Source organism: Thalassospira sp. A3_1 (assembly GCF_017744215.1).
In the GTDB taxonomy this organism is placed as follows: Bacteria; Pseudomonadota; Alphaproteobacteria; order Rhodospirillales; family Thalassospiraceae; genus Thalassospira; species Thalassospira lucentensis_A.
This window is the reverse complement of sequence record NZ_JAGHQQ010000003.1, coordinates 232,994-256,235: the sequence shown is the minus strand read 5'-3', so window position 1 is coordinate 256,235 and position 23,242 is coordinate 232,994. Positions and strand designations below refer to the sequence as shown.

The 23,242-nt window shown below is 54.9% G+C and carries 20 protein-coding genes; 6 read left to right on the top strand and 14 right to left on the bottom strand.

The features are described 5' to 3' along the window. Positions 1 to 36 precede the first annotated feature (36 nt). Together J7395_RS14625 and J7395_RS14620 are read left to right on the top strand one after the other, a co-directional pair. A complete protein-coding gene (locus J7395_RS14625) occupies positions 37 to 2,079 on the top strand; it encodes a lytic transglycosylase domain-containing protein (protein ID WP_209221997.1) in 2,043 nt (680 codons plus the stop codon). 106 nt (positions 2,080 to 2,185) lie between these two features. Further along, complete coding sequence (locus J7395_RS14620) at positions 2,186 to 2,884, top strand: haloacid dehalogenase type II (protein ID WP_062961490.1); 699 nt, start codon at positions 2,186 to 2,188, stop codon at positions 2,882 to 2,884. A 108-nt stretch (positions 2,885 to 2,992) separates the two neighbouring features. Here J7395_RS14620 and J7395_RS14615 read toward each other — a convergent pair whose 3' ends face one another. Then, positions 2,993 to 3,451 carry a polymer-forming cytoskeletal protein gene (locus tag J7395_RS14615; protein WP_062948676.1) on the bottom strand — a complete coding sequence of 153 codons (459 nt, stop codon included), beginning with the start codon at positions 3,449 to 3,451 and terminating at the stop codon, positions 2,993 to 2,995. Continuing rightward, on the bottom strand, positions 3,411 to 4,757 hold the full coding sequence (locus J7395_RS14610) for a M23 family metallopeptidase (RefSeq protein ID WP_209221995.1): 1,347 nt from the start codon (positions 4,755 to 4,757) through the stop codon (positions 3,411 to 3,413). The genes J7395_RS14615 and J7395_RS14610 overlap by 41 nt, the downstream gene beginning before the upstream one ends. Before the next feature lie 226 nt (positions 4,758 to 4,983). Here J7395_RS14610 and J7395_RS14605 point away from each other — a divergent pair, with 226 nt between their 5' ends. Beyond that, positions 4,984 to 5,466 (top strand): phosphatidylglycerophosphatase A, encoded by a 483-nt coding sequence (locus tag J7395_RS14605; protein ID WP_062961487.1) that lies wholly within the window; start codon positions 4,984 to 4,986, stop codon positions 5,464 to 5,466. A 5-nt stretch (positions 5,467 to 5,471) separates the two neighbouring features. Continuing rightward, on the top strand, positions 5,472 to 6,008 hold the full coding sequence (locus J7395_RS14600) for a CinA family protein (protein WP_209221993.1): 537 nt from the start codon (positions 5,472 to 5,474) through the stop codon (positions 6,006 to 6,008). A gap of 8 nt (positions 6,009 to 6,016) precedes the next feature. Here J7395_RS14600 and J7395_RS14595 read toward each other — a convergent pair whose 3' ends face one another. The 12 genes from J7395_RS14595 to tpiA all read right to left on the bottom strand — a co-directional run bounded on the left by J7395_RS14595 (position 6,017) and on the right by tpiA (position 19,395). Next, positions 6,017 to 6,478 (bottom strand): type II toxin-antitoxin system RatA family toxin, encoded by a 462-nt coding sequence (locus tag J7395_RS14595; RefSeq protein WP_062948668.1) that lies wholly within the window; start codon positions 6,476 to 6,478, stop codon positions 6,017 to 6,019. A 46-nt stretch (positions 6,479 to 6,524) separates the two neighbouring features. Beyond that, positions 6,525 to 7,520 (bottom strand): lipoyl synthase, encoded by a 996-nt coding sequence (gene lipA, locus J7395_RS14590; RefSeq protein ID WP_062948666.1) that lies wholly within the window; start codon positions 7,518 to 7,520, stop codon positions 6,525 to 6,527. Between the two features lie 118 nt (positions 7,521 to 7,638). Next, the gene (gene lpdA, locus J7395_RS14585) at positions 7,639 to 9,036 is read right to left on the bottom strand and encodes a dihydrolipoyl dehydrogenase (RefSeq protein ID WP_062948664.1); all 1,398 of its coding nucleotides are present in this window, start codon (positions 9,034 to 9,036) and stop codon (positions 7,639 to 7,641) included. Between the two features lie 95 nt (positions 9,037 to 9,131). Further along, the gene (locus tag J7395_RS14580) at positions 9,132 to 10,448 is read right to left on the bottom strand and encodes a pyruvate dehydrogenase complex dihydrolipoamide acetyltransferase (protein ID WP_209221991.1); all 1,317 of its coding nucleotides are present in this window, start codon (positions 10,446 to 10,448) and stop codon (positions 9,132 to 9,134) included. 63 nt (positions 10,449 to 10,511) lie between these two features. After that, positions 10,512 to 11,945 carry a pyruvate dehydrogenase complex E1 component subunit beta gene (locus J7395_RS14575; RefSeq protein ID WP_114110123.1) on the bottom strand — a complete coding sequence of 478 codons (1,434 nt, stop codon included), beginning with the start codon at positions 11,943 to 11,945 and terminating at the stop codon, positions 10,512 to 10,514. Positions 11,946 to 11,998: 53 nt separating this feature from the next. After that, positions 11,999 to 13,012, bottom strand: a complete 1,014-nt coding sequence (gene pdhA, locus J7395_RS14570) for a pyruvate dehydrogenase (acetyl-transferring) E1 component subunit alpha (RefSeq protein ID WP_062948658.1) — start codon at positions 13,010 to 13,012, stop codon at positions 11,999 to 12,001. A 543-nt stretch (positions 13,013 to 13,555) separates the two neighbouring features. Next, positions 13,556 to 13,906 carry a septum formation initiator family protein gene (locus tag J7395_RS14565; protein WP_231858133.1) on the bottom strand — a complete coding sequence of 117 codons (351 nt, stop codon included), beginning with the start codon at positions 13,904 to 13,906 and terminating at the stop codon, positions 13,556 to 13,558. 288 nt (positions 13,907 to 14,194) lie between these two features. Continuing rightward, a complete protein-coding gene (gene eno / locus J7395_RS14560) occupies positions 14,195 to 15,466 on the bottom strand; it encodes a phosphopyruvate hydratase (protein WP_062948655.1) in 1,272 nt (423 codons plus the stop codon). A gap of 104 nt (positions 15,467 to 15,570) precedes the next feature. After that, positions 15,571 to 16,428, bottom strand: coding sequence for a 3-deoxy-8-phosphooctulonate synthase (gene kdsA / locus J7395_RS14555; RefSeq protein WP_062949341.1), 858 nt, complete (start codon positions 16,426 to 16,428; stop codon positions 15,571 to 15,573). Positions 16,429 to 16,456: 28 nt separating this feature from the next. Then, positions 16,457 to 18,085, bottom strand: a complete 1,629-nt coding sequence (locus J7395_RS14550; RefSeq protein ID WP_062948653.1) for a CTP synthase — start codon at positions 18,083 to 18,085, stop codon at positions 16,457 to 16,459. A gap of 124 nt (positions 18,086 to 18,209) precedes the next feature. Then, positions 18,210 to 18,542: a preprotein translocase subunit SecG gene (gene secG, locus J7395_RS14545; protein WP_062948651.1), complete on the bottom strand. Its 333-nt coding sequence runs from the start codon at positions 18,540 to 18,542 to the stop codon at positions 18,210 to 18,212. A gap of 97 nt (positions 18,543 to 18,639) precedes the next feature. Then, the gene (gene tpiA / locus J7395_RS14540) at positions 18,640 to 19,395 is read right to left on the bottom strand and encodes a triose-phosphate isomerase (protein WP_209221989.1); all 756 of its coding nucleotides are present in this window, start codon (positions 19,393 to 19,395) and stop codon (positions 18,640 to 18,642) included. A gap of 325 nt (positions 19,396 to 19,720) precedes the next feature. On the opposite strand from tpiA, the gene J7395_RS14535 reads away from it, so the two are divergent. Together J7395_RS14535 and trpE are read left to right on the top strand one after the other, a co-directional pair. Then, positions 19,721 to 21,613, top strand: coding sequence for a SurA N-terminal domain-containing protein (locus J7395_RS14535; RefSeq protein ID WP_209221987.1), 1,893 nt, complete (start codon positions 19,721 to 19,723; stop codon positions 21,611 to 21,613). Between the two features lie 102 nt (positions 21,614 to 21,715). Beyond that, positions 21,716 to 23,212, top strand: a complete 1,497-nt coding sequence (gene trpE, locus J7395_RS14530) for an anthranilate synthase component I (protein WP_062948645.1) — start codon at positions 21,716 to 21,718, stop codon at positions 23,210 to 23,212. The last annotated feature ends 30 nt before the right edge of the window (positions 23,213 to 23,242 follow it).

Here is a 23,242-nt window from a genome sequence, read left to right as displayed (position 1 = left end):
CGCATTACCTGCCGCAAGGCAAAAGGGGAAATTTAAATGGCGCATGCGTCTTTCCGTGGTGTTTCGATCTGCGCATTGGCACTCGGTGTAATCACTTTTCTGGCGCCGATTGGCGATAAGGCATATGCAGCAGGTCAGGATGAAAACATTCTGACAGAACTGCCGCCGTCACCGGCATTCTCATCTGTCAGCCGTGCGCGGCTTAATGTGTTTCTTGATGCGCTGGAAGACGGCCGCACAAAAACATTCGAAAAACTTCTTCCGAACTTTGATGACCCGCTGCTGCAAAAAGCCAGTGAATGGATGTGGCTGATCAGCCCGAATTCCGGTCGCAGCTTCGAAGAAATCACAAATTTCATTGATGCCAACCCGAAATGGCCCAGTCAGTCTCTTCTGCGTCAGCGCGCCGAAGAAGCCATGACAGATGCCGTACCCAACGATGTGGTGCTGGCATGGTTCAAGCGGTCTGCGCCGGTTACGGCAGATGGTGCCACCCGGCAGATAAAGGCCCTTCTCGCGTCTGGCGAAACCGACGCTGCGACCACTTTGATCCGCAACAGTTGGGTACACGAGAATTTCGGAACCGGTCAGGAAAAACGTTTTCTGGATCGTTACGGCAAATATATTGATCAGGAAACCCATCAGCAGCGTCTTGACCGTCTTCTATGGGAAGGCCGTCTTGGACCGGCGAGCCGCACTGAAAAATATGTCAGCAAGGATTATCTTTTGCTGGCCAAGGCACGTGCAGCCCTGCGGTCGCTCGACCCCGGTGTTGACGGCGCAATCAACCGTGTCCCAAAGAAATATCAGAACGATCCGGGCCTCATCTATGAACGCGTTCGCTGGCGCCGGATCAAGGACCGCGATCAGGAAGCACGTGATTTGCTGCTCTCGCAGGCCAATGACCTCGCCTATATATCGATCCGCCCGCAATACTGGTGGATCGAAAAGGCCATTCTGGCCCGTCGTGCGCTTCAGAAAGGCCACATTACCGATGCCTATCGTCTGGTTGCCAACCATGGCCAAAGCGATGCCGGTGATATTGCCGAAGCCGAATGGTTTGCCGGCTGGATCGCGCTGGAATTCCTGGGCGATGCGCGCATTGCCCTGACCCATTTCCAGAACCTGTATGACGTGGTGCAATACCCGATCAGCCAGGCGCGCGGTGCCTATTGGGCGGGTCGCGCCAATGATGCGATTGGTGACAAGGACAAGGCGCGCGAATGGTACAAACTTGCCGCCGACCATGCCCATACTTTCTATGGTCAGCTGGCAATTGACGCATTGGGCGTCAAACCAAGCTACTCTGTCGAACAACCGATCCCGACAGAACAGCAACGTGCCGATTTCGAATCACAGGAACTGACACAGGTAACCCGCAAGCTCGGCGAGATGGGGCTTGGCAATATCATTCGCCCGTTTGTCATGGCACTTGTCTATGCGCATGACGAACCCGAGTATCTTGCAATGGCAACCGATCTTGCGCGCGAATACGGGCGTGCCGACCTTGCGATTATCGCCGCCAAGCGCAGCATCCGCACTGGCAGCGGCTATCTTGACGCTGCCTACCCCGTTCATGAACAGGTGCCCCTTGGTCATAATCCCGACCCGGCACTGGTTCATGCAATCATGCGTCAGGAAAGCCTGTTTAACCCCGAAGCCGTATCGTCTGCCGGAGCACGGGGCCTGATGCAGTTGATGCCGGCAACCGCAGAACGCATGGCCAAGGATCTTAAACTGGATTACGAAACATCACGCCTGACAAGTGACCCGGGATTTAACATCTCGCTCGGGCGGGAATATCTGACACGCCTGCTGGACCGTTGGGATGGCGAGGAAATCCTGACCATCGCCAGCTATAATGCTGGTCCAAGCCGCGTTCGTCAGTGGATTGCCGAATATGGTGATCCGCGGGATGCAGATGTTGATCCCGTCGACTGGATTGAAATGATTCCCTATAGCGAAACACGCAATTACGTTCAGCGGGTTATGGAAGGCACCTATGTCTATCGCCGCCGCTTCGCACGTGATGAAATCGCCATGGGTCAACAGGAAGAAGCACCATCAGATTCCCAATGATCTTGTGGAGCCGGCCGCATAGAACGGCGTTAACTTGACGTTTGCGGTTTGGTAAAGATAACACCATATTTGATCGAACCCTGTCCGACAGATGAGGCCAGAGAAAATGTCAGAAAATGCACTTACGTCCTGCCGCGCATTCGTTTTCGATGCCTATGGTACCCTTTTCGACGTTGGATCGGCAGTGAACCGGTTCAAGGGAACGATTGGCGATGAAGCAGACCGGCTATCAAGCATCTGGCGCCAAAAGCAGCTTGAATATACGTGGTTGCGCAGTCTGATGGGTGACTTCACCGATTTCTGGAGCGTCACGGGCGACGCCCTTGATTACGCCATGGCGGCAATCGGTAAAAAAGACCCTGCCCTTCGGGCAAAGCTGATGGAAACCTATCTGTCGCTTGATACATTCCCCGAAGTCGTCGAAACACTGAAGACGCTTAAATCGCAGGGTCATAAACTGGCGATTCTGTCAAATGGAGCCAAACATATGCTGATATCGGCGGCCAAATCGTCCGGTATTCTGGCACTGTTTGATCAGATCATTTGTGTCGACGACCTTAAAACCTACAAACCGCACCCCGATGTTTATCAGCTTGCCGTCGATCAGCTGGAACTTTCCCCAGCTGAAATATCGTTCCAGTCATCGAACGGCTGGGATATTGCCGGTGCCGGGCATTTCGGCTTCCGGACGGCATGGATCAACCGCACACAGCAACCGATGGAACGCCTGTCGCATAGCGCAGACGTGGTTCTAAAAGGGTTGGACGAATTGTTGCCACTGGTCGCACAACCGGAGAAAGCATAAGCCCCCGGACATAATCAGGTCGGATAAAGAAAACCCGGAAAAGCGGCATATCGCTTTTCCGGGTTTTTCTTTTTGCTGGCATCGGTGAAAGATCACCAGCAGCGATGTTTATTGTTTGTGTTCTTTTTTCACGTTCGCCGCAACGATCTGGCCTGCCTGAATGACGGTAAGACCGCCCTCTTCAACGGCACCTTCAATACGACGGCAATGGCCTTCAATATGGGCGCCCGGCTCAATCGACAGGCTTTCATGAAGAATATCACCCAGCATACGGGCTGTTTCTGCCAATGAAACATCACGGGCGCGAACCTGGCCGGTGACGGAACCGCATATGCGGACTTTTTCGGCAACGATCTCGCCGCGCACTTCGCCATGCTGGCCGATAGTAAGATTGCGCGTGCGAATGTCGCCATTCACAAACCCGTCGACCTGAACGTCAGATTCAGAAATCAGGTCGCCAGTAACCCGAAGGTCGGAATTGATAATCGACAGGCCGCCTTTTTTCTCGGAAGCCGAATTATGGGAACTATTCGTTCCCTGCTGTGTCTTGCTCGTTTTTGAAAACATAATGTCCCGCCTCAATGAACTTGATGGGGTCTACCGGCTTGTCGTGAACCAGAACTTCATAGTGCACGTGGCTTCCGGTACTGCGGCCAGTACTTCCCATCAATGCGATTTTGCCCTTTAAATTCACTTCGTCGCCCTTCTTGACGAGGACCTTGTATAGATGTCCGAAACGGGTTCGAAGGCCGTCACCATGGTCAATTTCAACCATCTTCCCGTATTTTCCGCTCCATCCGGCGAACACCACCTTTCCGGGGGCCGTCGCGTGGATTGGTGTCTTCATGGGCCCGGCAAGATCAACACCGGAATGAAAAGCCCATTTGCCGTTGATCGGGTCCTTGCGCTTCCCAAAAGGACTGGAAAGGTAATAGGAATCCGCAGGCTCCCCCAACGGGGTTCTTTTAATTCGGTCATGCAGACTTACCAGCTGATCCATACGATCCCCGACGGCAAGTGCGGCATTTACAAACTGTTCGTCCTCGGGATGCTCGGGCTCGAACGCCACGAACGGTCCGCCAACACCACCGACAACTTCGGCACTTCCCGGCGCCTGCGGCTTCATCGGCGGTGTTATGACCTCGTCAACCGTAAGACCGGTCATCTCAAGAACAGATTCCAGTTCCAGAATGGTGCTGTCTGCGGTTTCCGCCACGCGCTGCATCGCCTGCTTCTGGATGGTGTGCAGATCGGCAATACGCTGACGTGCTTCACCAAGTTCCGATTGCAGTTTTTTCGAACGCTGCATGGCCTGATCACGTTCACGCATCACACGTGACATAACCGTTTCAACCGTTTCCAGTTCATCGCGCAGGGCAAGATTGCGGTTGGTAATACCGTCAATCTGGGTCTGCAGCGCGTTCATCTGGTTATCCATTGATGTCCGCAACGCGGAAATCCGGACCTTTTCCTTTTCACTGACAGCCAGCTTCGAGGTGTAATCCTGAACCCGCGCCTGCAGCATCAAATTCTTTTCAGCCATCGACAGAAGATTGCGATGGGTATCTTCCATTTGTGACGTGATCTCGCCAAAACGGCGCTGACTCTCCGTCACCCGAGCGATCAGTTGGTTGTAGGAAAGCTCACTGCGAAACAGCTGTTCTTCGCGCGCGGCAAGCCGCTGGTCAAGATACCAGGAATAACCCGATACCCCGACCGACCATGTGATCGCAATCACCCCGATTGATGCCAGCATTAGCTGAGCGTATTTACCGAGACGTAGCTGGGAAACGGAATCATTGGATCGGATAAGTATCTGCCGATCCGGAAACCATTTTTCCAACAGGCGACGCGCGCGTTCCAACGCCGACATATTCAGTGTCTAACCCCTATTTGCCCAAAATTGCCCGTTCGATATGAAATCGACGCACAACCAGTTTTTTTTCAGACCCCGGCTGAATATCTATTTTCTTTACGCTACCTGTTAGCGCGAAGACAGGCAAGCACGTTAACACATCCTTAAAGGCAAAAAATTCATCTGCTTTGCACATCAATATGTTACTCAATGGTCTTCCGATACAATCACCAGCGTTCAAAACATGCGTTTATCCCAATTCATGCTGACCTGTGCCGCGACATGGTTTTACAGCGGACGAACCACCAAGGCCCCCGGCACGATGGGATCACTCGCCGCGGTTCCCGTTGGCTGGGCCATTGCCGTCCTTTTGGGATATCCTGCCCTTTTGGCCGGGATTGTCATCGTCTTTGTCGCCGGGATTCCGATTGCGCATAAATACAGCGAAATGATCGGTGTTCACGATCCTGGCGAAATTGTTATCGACGAGGTTGCGGGGCAATGGCTTTGCATTCTTGTTGTACCCCTGGGTAACGGGTTTGCCGATCTTGCCTGGCTTGCCGCGGCTTTTGTCATGTTCAGGATTTTCGACATTCTGAAACCCTGGCCGATCCGCTGGATTGACCGCCGGATCAGTGGCGGTTTTGGTATCATGCTTGATGACATCCTTGCCGGTGTTTTTGGCATGATCATACTGATCGGCATTCGCTACTTCGCGGGAGTTTGACCCTCATGCAAATCGAACCGGACATACTTTCTGAGGCGGCAAAGCTGATTACCCTTTGCAGGGCAAAAGGCGAAATGATCGCAACCGCAGAATCCTGCACCGGTGGTTTGATTGCCGGTGGTTTAACCGCGGTTGATGGAAGTTCGTCGGTGGTTGATTGCGGCTTTGTGACCTATTCGAACGAAGCCAAGCACGGTCTGATTGGCGTTGCGCAGGAACTTCTGGACAAGCATGGCGCGGTATCGGAACCGGTCGCCATCGCAATGGCCGAAGGTGCTCTGGCCCGCGCACCATTGGCGACCATGGCGATTGCTGTTACCGGCATCGCCGGGCCGGGCGGTGGATCGGAAGAAAAACCGGTCGGACTTGTCCATCTTGCCTGTGCGGGGAACGATCGCCCTGCCCTGCATCGTCGCCGGATTTATGATGGTGACCGGCATGCGGTGCGCAAGGCAACGATCCTCGAAGCCTATGACATGCTTTTCGAAATGGCTGGCAAATCGAAACAGGTCCGTACCGGAAAGTCAATTCCCGACACGTGACCATGAAATTACGAACCGGACGGTGTCGAGCTGTTCGGCTCGCCATAAACCTGATGGGCGCGGGTTTCAAATGCACCGACCATCAGTTTGACGGCCTCGTTGAACACAACCCCGATCATCTTCTGCAACAGGGCAGAACGGAATTCGAAATCGACAAAGAAGTCGAGCCACGTGCCACCATCTTCTGCCGGTTCAAACACCCAGTGATTGTTAAGGTATTTGAACGGTCCCTGCAGATATTCGACGTCGACCCGATCCGGGCGCTGCAGGGTGACTTTTGATGTGTATTTCTCGCGAAACATTTTGAAACCGATCACCAGATCGGCATGCAAAACATCCCCGTTACGCTTGCGCACACGCGATGCCACACACCATGGCAGGAATTCCGAATAGGAATCGATATCCGCGACGAGGTCAAACAGCTGTTCCGGCGTATAGGGCAGTTTCCTGCGCTCCGCATGCGTCGGCACCCTGATCTCCTTTGTCGTCGCGTGTATCGTCTGAAATGTGGCGCACTTATTGTGCCGCAGCGTTTGCCTGCATTCTGGCTTTGGCTTCATCCGCCGCAGCAAGCTTTCTTTCGCGTGCCTTACGCAACTCTTCAAAGTCGCGGTCCGCGTGATAGCTGGAACGTGTCAACGGGGTTGCCGACACCATCAGGAACCCTTTGCCGCGTGCCATGGATGCATAATCCTTGAACTCGTCCGGGGTCACAAAGCGGTTGACCGGCTCGTGCTTCAGGGTTGGCTGCAAATACTGGCCAATCGTCAGGAAATCGACATCGGCAACGCGCAGATCATCCATGACCTGAGCCAGTTCATGGCGTTCCTCACCAAAACCAACCATCAGGCCGGATTTCGTAAAGATCGTCGGATCAATCTGTTTGACGCGATCGAGAATACGCAGCGACTGGTAATAACGCGCGCCCGGACGGATCGAGGTATAAAGCCTGGGAACGGTTTCAAGGTTATGGTTGAAAACGTCCGGCCGTGCACGGGCCACAATTTCAACCGCACCGGGTTTATCGCGGAAGTCCGGCGTCAGAATTTCAATGGTCGTTTCCGGCGATTTATGACGGATCGCTTCGATCACGCGGGCAAAATGCGCTGCCCCGCCATCGGCAAGATCGTCACGGTCAACCGAGGTGATCACGACATGCTTAAGCGCCATGTCGGCAACCGCCATCGCAAGGTTTTCCGGCTCGAACGGGTCAAGAGCACCGGGCATCCCGGTCTTGACGTTGCAGAACGAACAGGCACGCGTGCAGGTATCCCCCATGATCATGAAGGATGCATGTTTCTTCTGCCAGCATTCGCCGATATTCGGGCAGGCTGCTTCTTCGCAGACGGTATGCAGATTAAGGCCACGCGCAAGTTCGCGCGTTTCCTGATACCCTTTCGAGGTTGGCGCCTTGACGCGAATCCATTCCGGCTTGCGTCCGGATGGACGATCCGGGCGTTTCTGCTTTTCCGGGTGACGAAGTGCTTGGGCTTCGTTGCGCGCCGTCGACATAGAGTTACCTCCGAAGGATTGGACGGGCGGCAATGTGCCGCCACGTCACGCATTTGTCAAACCGACAATCGTCCAAAACGGTCATACCGGGCATGTTCACCCGGTACGACGCAATATTCTAGAAGTGGATCGCACGCCCATAGGCGTCAAGGACCGACTCATGCATCATTTCCGACAGGGTCGGATGCGGGAACACCGTATGCATCAGATCTTCTTCCGTCGTTTCAAGACCCATGGCCACGACAAAGCCCTGAATAAGCTCGGTCACTTCCGCACCAACCATGTGCGCGCCAAGCAATTCACCGGTCTTGGCATCAAAAACGGTTTTGACCAGACCTTCGGCCTCGCCCAGTGCAACCGCCTTGCCATTTCCGATGAACGGGAATTTACCGACCTTGACGTCGTAACCGGCTTCCTTGGCCTTGGCTTCGGTCAGGCCGACACTTGCCACCTGCGGATGGCAATAGGTGCAACCCGGGATCTTGCGCGGATCAAGCGGATGAACGCCTTTGACACCGGCAATCTTTTCAACGCAGATCACACCTTCATGTTCTGCCTTGTGTGCCAGCATCGGCGGGCCAGCAACGTCGCCAATGGCATAGATGCCCGGCTCTGCGGTTGCGGAATATTCATCCGTGCCGATCACATTGCGATCAACCTTCACCTTGGTGGTTTCAAGGCCAAGATTTTCGGTATTGCCGATCACACCAACCGCGGAAATCACCCGATCAACAGTCAGTTCCTGTTTCTTGCCGTCTTTGGTTTCAATCGTGACGACAACATTGTCCGCATTGCGTTTAAGGTTCGCGACCTTGGCCTCGGTCAGGATTTTCATCCCGTCCTTGGTCATCATCTTCTGCGCAAGGGCGGCGACTTCCTTGTCTTCGACCGGCATGATCTGCGACATGATCTCGACCACCGTCACATCCGCACCCATGGTGTGATAGAAGCTGGCAAATTCGATACCGATCGCGCCTGAACCGACAACCACAAGGCTTTTGGGCATCTTGTCGGGCGTCATCGCCTTTTTGTAGTCCCAGACCACCTTGCCATCGGCCTCAAGGCCCGGCAGGGACCGCGCCCGCGCACCGGTCGCAATGATATAATTCTTTGCGGTATAGGTACCGGCATCCTTGCCTTCGACATTGATCTTTTTCGGACCGTCGAATTTGGCTTCGCCGTTGATCACGGTGACCTTGTTCTTCTTCAGAAGATGGCCGACACCACCCGAAAGCTGCTTTGAAACACCACGCGAACGCTGAATGACCGCATCAATATCAAAAGACGGCTTCTCGCACGACAGACCGAATGACTTGGCATGCTGCATGTTGCGATAGACTTCTGCCGAACGCAGCAGGGCCTTGGTCGGGATGCACCCCCAGTTCAGACAGATACCGCCGAGATGTTCGCGTTCTACAACCGCGGTTTTCAGGCCGAGCTGTGCAGCACGAATGGCCGTGACATAGCCACCGGGACCCGCGCCAATAACGATTACGTCAAAATTGTTATCCGCCATCGTAAGATCTCCTTCGCCTGCCCGTTACCGGTTACAGGTCTTGAAATTCAAATGCTTGCGGGGACTGTTTAAAGTCCCCGCGCAATTTCCGAACCTCAGAGCAACATGCTCAGCGGATCTTCGATCAGCTTTTTGAATTCAGCCATGAATTCAGCACCGACCGCACCATCGACCACACGGTGGTCGACCGAAAGCGTGCAGCTCATGACGGTGGCGATTGCCAGTGCGCCGTCCTTGACGACCGCGCGCTGTTCACCGGCACCGACGGCCAGAATGCAGCCCTGCGGCGGGTTGATGATGGCGGAGAATTCTTTGATACCGAACATGCCAAGGTTGGAGACAGAGAATGTCCCGCCCTGGAATTCTTCCGGTTTCAGCTTGCCTTCGCGTGCCTTGCCAGCCAGTGCCTTCATCTCGGTCGAGATTTCGGCAAGCCCCTTGCCACCCGCATTGCGGATAACCGGGGTGATCAGGCCGCCATCGATGGCAACAGCAACCGAAATGTCCTGCTGCTTGCACTGCAGGATGGCTGCGTCGGTCCAGACCGCATTGGCCGCCGGTACGCGTTTCAGCGCAATGGATGCGGCACGAATGACGAAATCGTTGACCGATACCTTAACGCCCTCGCCGGCTTTCTCGTTAAGCTGCTTGCGGGTCGCGAGCAGATTGTCGAGTTCGCAATCGACCGTAAGGTAGAAATGCGGCACCTGCTGTTTGGACTGGGTCAGGCGACGGGCAATAACCTTGCGCATCGAGCTGTTCGGGATTTCTTCGTATTCCGGAAGGCCGGTCAGATCCGGGTTCCAGCCAGACGCCGCCGGTGCCTGCGGGGCTGCCGCCGGTTTATCGGCAGCGGGCGCCGAAGCAGCAGCTTTATCTGCCGGTTTGGACGACATCACAGCCTCGACATCGCGTTTGACAACGCGACCGCGCGGGCCGGAGCCCTCTACCTTGCCAAGATCAACGCCTTCGTTCGCCGCAATACGACGCGCAAGCGGGCTTGCCTTGACACGATCCCCACCGGAAACCGGTGCGGCAGGTGCCTGACCTTTGGCCGGGGCGGCATCAGATTTCGACTTTTCTTCCTGTTTCGGCGCTTCCGCGGCCGGTGCCGCACCGCCAGTAGAGGCCGCAGACGTATCCGCACCATCAAGCGCACTTGCATCTTCGCCTTCTTCAAGAAGAAGGGCGATGACCTCGTTCACGGCAACGCCCTCGCTGCCTTCGGAAACAAGGATTTTGCCGATTTTGCCTTCGTCGACGGCTTCAACTTCCATCGTGGCTTTATCGGTTTCGATTTCAGCAATGACGTCACCCGATTCAACGGTGTCGCCTTCCTTGACAAGCCATTTCGCCAAGGTGCCTTCGGTCATGGTCGGCGACAGCGCCGGCATCAATATTTTAACAGGCATGAACGCAATCTCCCGGTAACGGGGCGGCGCGGGTTTGCCGCGCCCTGCCCCTGTCCGTTTTACTTAGCGATAGCAAACGGCCTTGGCCGCATCGACGATGTGTTGCTCCTGCGGAAGTGCAAGTACTTCGAGGTTGGCAGCATATGGCATCGGAACATCTTCACCGGTAACGCGCGCAACCGGCGCATCCAGATAATCGAACGCATGTTCCATGATGACCGATGCGATCTCGGCACCGATACCGGCAAAGTGCCAGCCTTCTTCACAGGTGACGATACGATTGGTTTTCATGACCGAACGAACGATGGTGTTCACATCCAGCGGACGAATGGTTCGCAGGTTGATCACCTCGGCCGAAATGCCCTGTTCTGCCAGTTGCTCGGCCGCTTTCAGTGCCTTGCCGACCATGATCGAGAAGGCAACGATGGTCACATCGGTACCTTCGCGTTCGATCTTTGCCTGGCCAATCGGCAGAACGAAATCATCATCATCAGGCACTTCGAAGCTCTGCCCGTAAAGAATTTCGTTTTCAAGGAAGACAACCGGGTTCGGGTCGCGGATGGCGGCCTTAAGCAGACCCTTCGCATCGGCAGCCGACCACGGTGCGATCACTTTAAGACCCGGGCAATGTGCATACCAGGATGCATAGCACTGCGAGTGCTGCGCACCAACGCGTGCTGCCGCACCGTTCGGGCCACGGAAGACGATCGGGCAACCAAGCTGGCCGCCAGACATGTAAAGCGTCTTGGCCGCCGAGTTGATGATGTGGTCAATCGCCTGCATGGCGAAGTTGAAAGTCATGAATTCGACAACCGGCTTCAGACCCATGAAGGCCGCACCCGTTGCCATCCCCGTGAAACCGTATTCGGTGATCGGGGTATCGACGACGCGTCTGTCACCGAATTCGTCAAGCAGACCCTGGGTGACTTTATAAGCCCCCTGATACTGCGCGACTTCTTCGCCCATGACATAGACGTTTTCATCCGTGCGCATTTCTTCGGCCATCGCATCACGCAGGGCTTCACGAACGGTCTGCGTCTTGAACGAGGTATAAGTTTTCTCGTCCTGCGTCGCGTTCATAACGCTCATGGCGCGCGGGTCCTGTTCGGCCCGCTCAATAGCACCGCTGGCAGCAACCGGTGCCGCATTTGCGCTGCTGGCCGGTGCCTTTTCTTCTTCCTTGGCTTCGGCCGGTGCGGCTTCGGCTTTCGGCGCAGAAGATGCCGAAACATTATCAAGGGCAGAAGCATCCTCGTCTTCTTCGAGGATATAGGCGATGACAGCATTCACCGCGACGTTCTCGGTCCCTTCGGCGATCACGATCTTGCCAATGGTTCCCTCGTCAACGGCCTCGACTTCCATCGTGGCCTTGTCGGTTTCAATTTCTGCAATCACGTCACCGGACGCGACAGTATCGCCTTCCTTGACGGTCCATTTGGCAAGAGTGCCTTCTGTCATGGTCGGCGACAGGGCCGGCATCAAAACTTCAATCGGCATTGTTCCCTCTCTCCCGGGAAATATCGGTCAAAAGCGGTTCGCGGATTTCGCGATCACGCGTCGATCAGAATATCTGTGAACAGCTCGGAAACATCCGGTTCCGGGCTGTTTTGCGCGAACTCAGCCGCTTTGGCGACTTCCGCTTTCACGTCCTTATCGATGTCCTTAAGACCTGCCTCGTCGATGATATTGCCATCGATCAGCAGCTTTTTGACCATATCGATCGGATCGTGCTCTTTGCGCATTTTGTCGAGCTCGTCCTTGGTACGATATTTCGCCGGGTCAGACATGGAATGACCGCGATAGCGATATGTCTTGAGCTCAAGGATGTACGGACCCTTGCCTTCGCGGCAATGCGCCACGGCGCGTTCGCCGGCTTCCTTGACCGCAAGAACATCCATCCCGTCAACCTGTTCACCCGGAATGCCATAAGCCGCACCGCGCTGGTACAGATCGGGGCTCGCCGAGTGACGCTGTGCCGAGGTGCCCATGGCGTACTGATTGTTCTCGATGCAATAGACCACCGGAAGCTTCCAGAGTGCCGCCATGTTGAATGACTCATAGACCTGCCCCTGGTTGACGGCACCGTCACCAAGATAGGTCAGGCAAACGCGATCCTGGCCGCGATATTTGTAGTTAAAGGCAATACCGGTACCAAGCGGCACCTGACCACCAACGATGCCGTGGCCGCCATAGAAATTCTTTTCCTTGGAGAACATGTGCATCGAGCCGCCCTTGCCGCGGGAATAACCGCCTTCCCGGCCGGTCAGCTCTGCCATGACACCCGCCGGGTCCATGCCACATGCCAGCATGTGGCCGTGGTCACGATAACTGGTGATAACACCATCATCACCGGTTACAGCAGCCTGCATGCCGACAACGACAGCTTCCTGCCCGATATAAAGATGGCAGAAGCCACCGATAAGACCCATGCCATAAAGCTGACCGGCTTTTTCTTCAAAGCGACGGATCAGCAGCATTTCACGGTAATATTTGAGGAGATCGTCACTGCTCGCCTGATTGTCGGCGCGCGTCGTGCCGCGTTTGCGTTTTGGTGTGGTCGCCATGTTTCCTCCCGGTGGATGGCTATCGCTTAAGCATCATGTATGAGTGCTTAATTCGGTACTGGACCACCGAAATGACTACCTAAAACCACGTGCAGAGGCAAGCAATCTAACCACCATTAAACTGTTGTTTTGCAACGCACAATCACAAATAAACCTGATATTGGTTAATTCATGATTTTTGGCAGGTATACATAATTTCAGCATTTCCAGTGACTTGAGGAACCGGCTTCATCCCCGTTCATTCCAGCAGGTCACAAATGCTATGCTTTCCTGAAAAGAATATCACAGATCCGACACGTTTATTTCGCAACCGCCAGAAGACACAGGGGGTTGTATCTGTTTTATCTCAAGCTACCAAAAGACAATACTGAACCAAAAGGCAGTTGAAACAACGTCATAACGGGAACAGAAAATTTTGCCAGAAACAATTTCGACGCGAATACGGGCAATGACAAAGCCAAAAGCCGACGCCATGACATTTAGCGCCGACTGCTTTGTCTGCAAAAATGAAACCGGATTCTAAACCGCCTGCCCTGTTGCCGCTTACTGGCTGGCAGCGATGGTATCGTCCGCAGGATAACCATTGTGATGGAAGATAATCAGATCATCCGGATGCGCCGCATTCAGCATCGCACGTGCCCGCTCATCCAGAAGATCCGGATCAAGATGCTTGGGGCGCATCGCGATAACGCGCTGTTCCAGATGCTTTCGTTTTTCCGTGATTTCATCGCGTACTTTGGCAATCTCGGCAACGCGGTCCTGCATCGACCAGTAAGCCAGCAATCCACGGTTCCCTTCCACACTGTGGAAGATGAAATAAACCATGATGGTAAATGCAATAACCGGTGCAATTGCCTGACCAAGTCGGCGAATAACCGGTGATGTTGACGACATTTACCCCTGCCCCGTGCGTGCGAGAAAAGAATCAACAGGAAACCTACCATTCCGAACCCGGAATGGAAAAACTGCGTGCGTTATTTCCCTTTGATCACAAAGGCATAAATATCGCCGCAATAAAAATCCCCGCAAAATTACGCTTAAAGCTAATCACAACAGAGTAAAAATAAGCTTAAAACAGCGGCGCTATTATGCTGTCACTACGCTCAATTAGCTGATCCTGAACAACAAAAAGCCGCCCTGCCATTGCAGGACGGCTTTCAGTATCAACCCAGTTTTCAACCCTTATTTCAGGATGGAGCGGCCCGGATAATAGGCGCCGGTTCCCAGCATCTCTTCGATGCGGATCAGCTGGTTGTATTTCGCCAGACGATCAGAACGCGACAGCGAACCGGTTTTGATCTGGCCGCAATTGGTTGCAACCGCCAGATCGGCAATGGTTGAATCTTCGGTCTCGCCCGAACGGTGCGACATGACGGCAGTATAGCCGGCACGGTGCGCCATTTCGACGGCTTCAAGCGTTTCGGTCAGCGAACCGATCTGGTTAACCTTCACAAGGATGGAGTTGCCAACGCCCTTCTTGATGCCATCGGCAAGACGTTTCGGATTGGTCACGAACAGATCGTCGCCAACCAGCTGGACCTTGTTGCCGATTTCCGACGTCAAGGCTGCCCAGCCGTCCCAGTCATCTTCAGACATGCCGTCTTCGATCGAGAAAATCGGATACTTGCTGACCAGATCGGCCCAGTATTTGACCATGCCGTCGGCATCAAGGGTCTTGTTTTCGCCGGCCAGAACGTATTTGCCGCCTTTGTAGAATTCGGTCGATGCCGCATCAAGGGCAAGAACAACGTCTTCTTCCGGGCGATAACCGGCTGCTTCGATCGATTTCATGATGTAGCTGATGGCTTCTTCGCTCGACCCGATATTCGGGGCAAAACCACCTTCATCACCAACCGACGTGCTCAGACCATCGGCCGACAGGGCCTTTTTCAGGTTATGGAAGATTTCCGCACCCATGCGGATCGCATCCGAACCGGTTTCTGCCGAAACCGGCATCACCATGAATTCCTGAACGTCAATCGCGTTGTCGGCATGCTCGCCGCCATTGATGATGTTCATCATCGGCACCGGCAGGGTGCGGGCAAAAGCACCACCAACATAACGATAAAGCGGAAGGCCCGCTTCTTCTGCAGCCGCCTTTGCAACCGCCAGCGACACACCAAGAATAGCATTCGCGCCAAGGCGGCCCTTGTTCGGCGTCCCATCAAGATCGATCATGACACTGTCGACTTCGACCTGGTCTTCGGCGTCCATACCGGCCAGGGCTTCGAAAATCTCGCCATTGACGGCGGCAACCGCTTTGGTCACGCCCTTGCCAAGATAACGATCTTCCTTGTCACGCAGCTCGACGGCTTCATGCGCACCGGTGGATGCACCCGACGGAACGGCTGCACGACCAAAGGCGCCACTTTCCAGGGTTACATCAACTTCGACAGTCGGGTTGCCACGGCTATCGAGGATTTCGCGGCCGCGGATATCAATAATAGCGGTCATGACGGAAACATTCTCCTCACTGAGATTATCTGCACCCCTGCGGGGTACTTTGGTTACAGCATAAAAGAAATGCCGCCATCATCTCTGATGGCGGCATTTGCATATCAATCGTTAAACATGTCCAGACGAACCGGATTGGCTTTTGCCACTTTGTCCAGCTCCATCAAAACCGACAGAACTTCGGGAAGCTTGTTTAACGGAATCTGGTTCGGGCCATCGCTGATGGCCGCATCCGGGTTATCGTGGGTTTCGATAAACAGGGCTGCAACACCGACGGATACAGCCGCACGCGCCAATACCGGCGCAAATTCGCGCTGACCGCCCGACGTTGTCCCCTGCCCACCCGGTTGCTGAACAGAATGGGTCGCATCAAATACGACCGGATAGCCCTGACGGGCCATGGTGGGAAGTCCGCGGAAATCGGTTACCAGCGTGTTATAGCCAAAGCTGGTCCCACGATCACAAAGCATGATGTTTTCATTGCCGGTCGATGCTATGTTGTTGGCAACATTGGCCATGTCCCAGGGTGCCAGGAACTGGCCCTTTTTGACATTGACGGCACGTCCGGTTTTACCCGCTGCCTGCAAAAGATCGGCCTGACGGCACAGGAATGCCGGAATCTGAAGGATGTCGGCAACCTCGGCAACCGCGGCACACTGATCTGGCAGGTGAACGTCGGTAACAATCGGAAGGCCGGTCTTTTCCTTGACCTCGGCCAGAATGTCGAGCCCTTCGACCAGACCAACCCCACGCCTAGATGTGCTGCTGGTGCGGTTCGCCTTGTCAAACGAGCTTTTGTAAACAAGCCCGATCCCCATCCCTTCGGACAATTCCTTCAGGGCTGCGGACATTTCCAGTGCATGCTGACGGCTTTCGATCGCGCACGGCCCTGCCAGCAAGGCAAAAGGCTTGTCATTGGCGAATTCGATTTTGCCGACTTTGACAGTTTTGATTTCCGTCATTTTGCAGTCTTTCATTCAGGCTGTTTGATCAAACCAGACGGCTGCGCTCTTTGGCGGCCTTGATATAGGACACAAACAGCGGATGCGGATCAAGCGGACGCGAACGCAGTTCCGGGTGGAACTGAACCCCGATGAACCACGGGTGATTCGGGTATTCGACGATTTCCGGCAAACGACCATCCGGCGACAGGCCCGAGAATTTAAGACCTTTTTCCTCAAGCTGCCCCATGAAGTTTACGTTAACTTCATAACGATGACGATGGCGCTCAAGAACGGTCTCACTGCCATAGATGTCGCGTGCACGCGAACCGTCAACCAGTTTGCACTCGTAATTGCCAAGGCGCATGGTGCCGCCAAGATCATCCTCATCCGAACGACGCTCGACAGAACCGCCGTCTTTGGCCCATTCGGTCATCAGACCGACAAGCGGGGTTTTCGTCGGACCGAATTCCGATGACGATGCATCCTTGAGACCCGCAAGATTGCGTGCAGCCTCAAGAACCGCCATCTGCATGCCAAAGCAGATGCCGAAATACGGTACCTTGTTTTCCCGTGCATAGCGCGCAGCGGCAATCTTGCCTTCCGTGCCACGCTCGCCAAATCCGCCCGGCACCAGGATCGCATCCAGTTTGGACAGGATTTCGCTAACATCGCCTTCTTTTTCAAGCGCGTCAGACGCAATCCATTCCAGTTTGACACGGACCTTGTTGGCGATACCGCCATGGGTCAGTGCTTCGGTAAGCGACTTATAGGCATCGGGCAGCTGAATGTATTTGCCAACGATCCCGATGGTGACCTCACCTTCCGGGTTACGGATGATGTTGCAGATTTCTTCCCACGGACGCAGATCCGGGTCCTGTGCCTGCAGGCCGAAGTGATGAAGCACTTCGTTATCAAGACCATACTGGTGGTAGCTGATCGGCACCTGATAGATGTTGTCAACGTCATAGGCCGGAATAACGGCCGCTTCGCGGACGTTACAGAAACGCGCGATCTTGCGGCGCTCATTGACCGGGATTTCACGGTCACAACGGCACAACAGGATATCAGGCTGGATACCGACACTTTGCAGTTCCTTGACGGAATGCTGGGTCGGTTTGGTCTTAAGCTCGCCCGCCGATGAAATATACGGCACGAGCGTCAGATGCATGAACAGCGTGCGGCCATCGCCAAGCTCGTTGCCCATCTGGCGGATCGCCTCTAGGAAAGGCAGGCTTTCGATATCGCCAACCGTACCGCCGATCTCGACAAGGACAAAATCCTCGGTCGCATCGGACTGGACGAATTCCTTGATGGCATCCGTGATGTGCGGAATCACCTGAACGGTCCCGCCCAGATAATCCCCGCGACGTTCACGTGCGATCACGCTGGAATAGATGCGACCGGTGGTCACGTTGTCGGAACGACGCGATGAAACGCCGGTAAAACGTTCATAGTGACCAAGATCAAGGTCGGTCTCGGCCCCGTCCTCGGTCACATAGCATTCGCCATGCTGATACGGGCTCATGGTGCCCGGATCGACGTTGATATACGGATCAAGCTTGCGCAGGCGAACAGTGAAACCACGTGCCTGAAGCGAGGCACCCAAAGCAGCAGACGCCAGGCCCTTGCCCAGCGAGGAAACAACGCCACCGGTGATAAAGATATAACGGGTCATGTCTTTGCCTCATCTCAAAGCAAAACGCCGCAGTTCGATGCCGCTCAGTGCATCACGAACCGGGGAATACAACAATCAAAAATTGAGGCGGCAAGTTTGCCGCCTCTGGTCGTCGGTTAATTTTTTAGCGGGTCGGAGCCGCCGGTCCGGTATCCTCGGCGGGCTGTTGTTCAGCTGCCGGGGCCGGTGCCTGGTCCAATATGGATGTCGGCCGGGTATGAGTGTTGGACAACAATGCCAGGGCGAGGCTTGTGATCATGAATGCCCCGGCAAGAATCGCGGTGGTACGTGTAAGAAGGTTTGCTGCGCTGCGCGAGCTCATGACGCCGAAGTTACCGCCGCCGCCACCGCCGCTTCCGCCGATACCAAGCCCACCGCCCTCGCTGCGCTGTACGAGAATGACGGCAATCATGCCAAGCGCAAGAAGAAGGTGAATTACCAGAATGACAGTTTGCATGGTCTCGAAACTCTTGTCCTAACTTCCGATCCGAACATGATTATGGCCGGATCGGGCAAAAATTTGATGCGTATTTAACGTGTTTTATGACGGTTGGCTAGGCGCAACTTTCAATAATTTGCCAAAAATCGTCAACCTTGAGGCTCGCCCCGCCAACCAATGCACCATCAACATCAGGTACAGCCAGCAATTCAGCCGCATTGGACGGCTTTACCGACCCACCATACAGAATTCTGAACTTGTCGCCATCGTCAAATCGTGCCGTCAGCTCTGCACGAATTGCAGCATGAACTTCGGCAACTTCATCAACGCTTGCCGTGCGACCGGTGCCAATTGCCCAGACAGGCTCATAGGCAATCACGGTATTTTCCGGCGTCGCATCATCGGGAACCGAAACCGCAATCTGGCCATTGACCACCGCAAGTGTCGCTCCAAGGTCGCGCTCCTGCTCGGTTTCGCCGACACAGACAACCGCAATCAGGCCGGCATCATGGGCCGCCATTGTTTTCTGACGGATCACGGTCGAACTTTCGCCGTGATCCGCGCGACGTTCCGAATGCCCGACAAGAACATAACTTGCGCCGATATCGGCCAGCATAGGTGCGGCGATATCGCCGGTATGTGCGCCCGAAACGGCAACATGGCAATCCTGTCCGCCAACCCTGACCGCGCTGCCATTCGTCACACCGGCAACATCCGAAATCAGGGTTGCCGGCGGACAGACCAGAATATCACATGCCAGATCACCCTTGGCTTTCGCGCGATCAGACAGTCCCCGCGCAAGTGCAAGCCCGTCGGTACGCAGGCAGTTCATTTTCCAGTTTCCGGCGATCAGGGGACGGCGCTGTGACATATGTTTATCTACCTCTTGCTGCGACGGGTTGTGGATCGGTATGGCTTTACCATGTGGGAACCGATCCGACACGTATTGTTACAAACACGGCTCGACGCGGGTTTTAACACGCGACTTTGGCCCGGCCAAGCCCCGGAAAACACTGTCAACCGAACTTCGGGCATGGTCAATGCAATCGGATGTTGCCGCCCTTACCTCTCGCCATTAAGATGCGCGGCAATTGCGACGGGATTTTATAATATCCTGGCACACAAAAGAAACGCTGCCGATGCAATGTCACCTGCATTGTCATTGGCACCAAACCACGAATTGTTAGGCTTATCATATGCTTGCTGGCATTCGCTCTTTTTCGAAATCAATCTTCGCCAAGATCATTCTTGGTGTGATCGCAATCAGCTTCGTCGGATGGGGCCTGAATGCGTCGATGCTCAACCTTGGTACCTCACGCCAGGTTGCTGAAATCGGCAGCCAAAACATCAGTCCCGCCGAACTGGATCGCGCCTTCCAGCGCAGCATCCAGAATATGCGCAGCGTTTTCGGTCCCAATTTCGACCGTCAGCAAGCCATCCAGATGGGCCTTTTGAACAATACGGTTCAAAATCTGGTCTCCCAGAAAATCCTGCGTGAAAACGCCAAGGAAATGGGAATTGGCATCAGCAACGAAAAAGTCCGCGATACGATTTTTGCGTCTCCCGGCTTCCAGAACGAAACCACCGGCCAGTTTGACCGCGAACGTTTCCTTCAGGCGCTGTATTCCAGCGGATATACCGAACCGGAATTCATCGAAGGCGTGCGTGGTGACATGATGGGCCAGCAGGTTGTCGGAAGCCTTGCCGGTGCCGTCAATGCACCAGACATCATGGCGCAGCAGATTGCCGCCTATCGCAACGAACAGCGCAGCGGCAGCTTCTTTGCCCTGAATGCATCGCAGTTCGACAATATCGAAACGCCCGACGACGCAGCCCTTCGTAAATATCACGAAGAAAATGCTCCGCAATTCACCGCTCCCGAACGCCGCAATGTGACTCTGGTCACCCTTTCGGCGGCCGATCTCGCGGCGAACATGGATGTCACCGACGACGAAATCAACGAGGCATACAACCATCGCCTGCCGGAATTCCAGACACCGGAAAAACGCGTGGTCGAACAGATCCTGTTTGCTCCAAATGAAAAGGAAAGCGCACAGGAGGCCTACAAGGCCCTTCAGAACGGTGCCGATTTCATGACGGTCGCCACCGAGGATGCCGGCATGGACCCGTCGATTGTGAAGCTTGGCGAATTCACCGCCGACAATATCCTGCCCGATCTGCGCGATGCGACCTTTGGTCTTGAAGAAGGCGCGTTTTCCGAACCGGTCGAAACCGCCCTTGGCTGGCACATCATTCGCGTAACCGCCATTACGCCGGAACGGACCGAAACCCTTGATCAGGTTCGCGACGATGTCGAAGAAGGCGTCAAGCAATTCAAGGCAGAAGACGCAATCTATGACCTTGCTGCCAGACTGGACGATGAACTGGGGGCTGGTACCCCGCTTGAAGAAGCCGCAAACGCGGTTGGCGCAAAGACCTATAAGCTGAACGATGTTGTTCGTGGCGAAGGCCTTGATGCCGACATCGCCGACAGCGCTGAAATCAACGCCATGATTTTCGAACTCGACAAGGGCGAGGACAGCTTCCTTGAAGAAACCTCGACCGGCGTTCGTTACGTCGCGCGCGTTGACGAAGTAACCCCTGCCGCGCTGCGTCCGTTCGAAGAAGTTCGTGACGACGTTGTCACCGCATGGAAAACCGATGAACGCAATCGCCTGATGCTTGAAAAAGCTGATCAGCTTGCCGCATCGATCAATGACCAGAATGCCGATATCGCATCACTCGCAACCAGCGAGAATGCCGAAATCACAGAAAGCGGTCTGACCAAACGTACCGGCCAGGGCCTTGAAGACGGTGTCAGCCCGGCTGTTGCAGCTGCCCTCTTCACCCTTGACGAAGGCAAGGCAAAGGCAATTCAGTCCGGTGAAAATGTTCTGGTTCTGAAACTTGACGAGATCAAGGCCGCCACCATTGCCGAAGGCGATGCAGACCCGGTGGTGACCGAACTGAAACAGGCCCTGAACGAAGACATTCTTGCGCAGTATCTCGATTATCTGCAGGACGAGATTTCGGTCAGCGTCAATAACAGCGTGATCAATGGTCTTTATCCGCAAACCGCGGCAAACTGATCCCGATCCGGAATGGGGCGGCCTTTCATCGGGCCGCCCTTTTTCGTTAAACTCCGCCCTATCCGACATCGCCCACCCAAATCGACCCAAATTGGACAGACCATGGAAATCAAACCGGATTTCAACAGTTTCAAGCAGAACTACAATAATGGCATTTCACAGGTTCTTTGGACCTCACTTACGGCGGATCTTGATACACCGGTCTCGGCGTTTCTCAAGATCGCCGAAGGCATGCCCAATACCTATCTGCTTGAATCTGTCGAAGGTGGTGCCGTTCGTGGACGCTATTCATTCCTTGGCCTGCGCCCCGACCTGATCTGGCGGTGCTTTGGCCAGAAGGCCGAACTGAACCGTCGCGCCCTTGCCGATGCCGACGCGTTCGAAGCCGAACCCGATGCTCCGCTTGAAAGCCTGAAAAAGCTGATCGCCGAAAGCCACATCGCCCTGCCCGACAACCTGCCCCCCATGAGTGCCGGTCTTGTCGGCTATATGGGCTATGACACGGTCCGTCTGATGGAAAAGCTGCCCGACAGCAATCCGGATGAACTGGGCGTCCCCGACGGCATCTTTATCCGCCCGACGGTGACGGCAAGCTTCGATACCATCGCTGATACCGTCACCGTGGTAACACCGGTCCGCCCCGAAAACGGGATTGATGCCGATGCGGCCTATGATCTTGCCTGCGCGCGCCTGAACGATGTCGTACAGCAGTTCCAGCGCAACCTGTTTCTGGATCGCCGGTCCAAATCGGTTCCCGCTACCCTGCCCGATCCAAAGGTCAGCGTCGACGAAGCCGGTTTCCATAAAATGGTCGATCAGGCCAAGGAATATATCCGTGCGGGCGATATCTTTCAGGTCGTCCTGTCACAGCGTTACACGCTGCCCTATCATCTGCCGCCTTTCGCGTTTTACCGTGCCCTTCGCCGGATCAATCCGTCGCCCTTCATGTTCTATCTGGATATCGGCGGGTTTCAGGTTGTCGGTGCCAGCCCGGAAATCCTTGTGCGTCTGCGCGACGGCGAAGTCACCATTCGCCCGATTGCTGGAACGCGTCGGCGCGGTCACACGCCCGAAGACGACAAGGTCATGGCCCAGGACCTGCTTGATGATCCCAAGGAACGTTCGGAACATCTGATGCTGCTTGACCTCGGGCGTAACGATGTTGGTCGTGTGTCGAAGCCCGGTACCGTGCGCGTCACCGACCGCGAAACCATCGAATATTATTCCCATGTCATGCATATCGTCTCCAACGTCGTCGGTCAGATCGACGAAAAATATGACGCGATGGACGCGCTCAAGGCCGGTTTCCCTGCCGGGACGGTTTCGGGCGCACCCAAAGTCCGCGCCATGGAAATCATTGATGAACTGGAATCGGTCCGGCGCGGCATTTATGCCGGCTGTATCGGCTATATCTCGGCCGATGGATCGATGGATACCTGCATCGCGCTTCGTACTGCCGTTATCAAGGACGAACAGATCCACATTCAGGCAGGCGCCGGGATCGTCGTCGACAGCAAACCGGAACTTGAACACAAGGAATGCCAGAACAAGGCAGGCGCGCTCATGGCCGCCGCCCGCGAAGCCCATCGCTTCGCCTGATGTCGCGCATGCCCGACCCAACAAAAAAGG

Bases quoted from the DNA above. Each gene is read 5' to 3' on its own strand.
- J7395_RS14605 (WP_062961487.1), top strand. From the start codon at position 4,984: ATGCGTTTATCCCAATTCATGCTGACCTGTGCCGCGACATGGTTTTAC.
- lipA (WP_062948666.1), bottom strand. From the start codon at position 7,520: ATGTCGACGGCGCGCAACGAAGCCCAAGCACTTCGTCACCCGGAAAAG.
- J7395_RS14535 (WP_209221987.1), top strand. From the start codon at position 19,721: ATGCTTGCTGGCATTCGCTCTTTTTCGAAATCAATCTTCGCCAAGATC.
- J7395_RS14580 (WP_209221991.1), bottom strand. From the start codon at position 10,448: ATGCCTGTTAAAATATTGATGCCGGCGCTGTCGCCGACCATGACCGAA.
- trpE (WP_062948645.1), top strand. From the start codon at position 21,716: ATGGAAATCAAACCGGATTTCAACAGTTTCAAGCAGAACTACAATAAT.
- eno (WP_062948655.1), bottom strand. From the start codon at position 15,466: ATGACCGCTATTATTGATATCCGCGGCCGCGAAATCCTCGATAGCCGT.
- pdhA (WP_062948658.1), bottom strand. From the start codon at position 13,012: ATGGCGACCACACCAAAACGCAAACGCGGCACGACGCGCGCCGACAAT.
- J7395_RS14600 (WP_209221993.1), top strand. From the start codon at position 5,472: ATGCAAATCGAACCGGACATACTTTCTGAGGCGGCAAAGCTGATTACC.
- J7395_RS14625 (WP_209221997.1), top strand. From the start codon at position 37: ATGGCGCATGCGTCTTTCCGTGGTGTTTCGATCTGCGCATTGGCACTC.
- J7395_RS14620 (WP_062961490.1), top strand. From the start codon at position 2,186: ATGTCAGAAAATGCACTTACGTCCTGCCGCGCATTCGTTTTCGATGCC.
- tpiA (WP_209221989.1), bottom strand. From the start codon at position 19,395: ATGTCACAGCGCCGTCCCCTGATCGCCGGAAACTGGAAAATGAACTGC.
- J7395_RS14550 (WP_062948653.1), bottom strand. From the start codon at position 18,085: ATGACCCGTTATATCTTTATCACCGGTGGCGTTGTTTCCTCGCTGGGC.
- J7395_RS14610 (WP_209221995.1), bottom strand. From the start codon at position 4,757: ATGTCGGCGTTGGAACGCGCGCGTCGCCTGTTGGAAAAATGGTTTCCG.
- J7395_RS14575 (WP_114110123.1), bottom strand. From the start codon at position 11,945: ATGCCGATTGAAGTTTTGATGCCGGCCCTGTCGCCGACCATGACAGAA.
- lpdA (WP_062948664.1), bottom strand. From the start codon at position 9,036: ATGGCGGATAACAATTTTGACGTAATCGTTATTGGCGCGGGTCCCGGT.
- J7395_RS14565 (WP_231858133.1), bottom strand. From the start codon at position 13,906: ATGTCGTCAACATCACCGGTTATTCGCCGACTTGGTCAGGCAATTGCA.
- J7395_RS14615 (WP_062948676.1), bottom strand. From the start codon at position 3,451: ATGTTTTCAAAAACGAGCAAGACACAGCAGGGAACGAATAGTTCCCAT.
- kdsA (WP_062949341.1), bottom strand. From the start codon at position 16,428: ATGACGGAAATCAAAACTGTCAAAGTCGGCAAAATCGAATTCGCCAAT.
- secG (WP_062948651.1), bottom strand. From the start codon at position 18,542: ATGCAAACTGTCATTCTGGTAATTCACCTTCTTCTTGCGCTTGGCATG.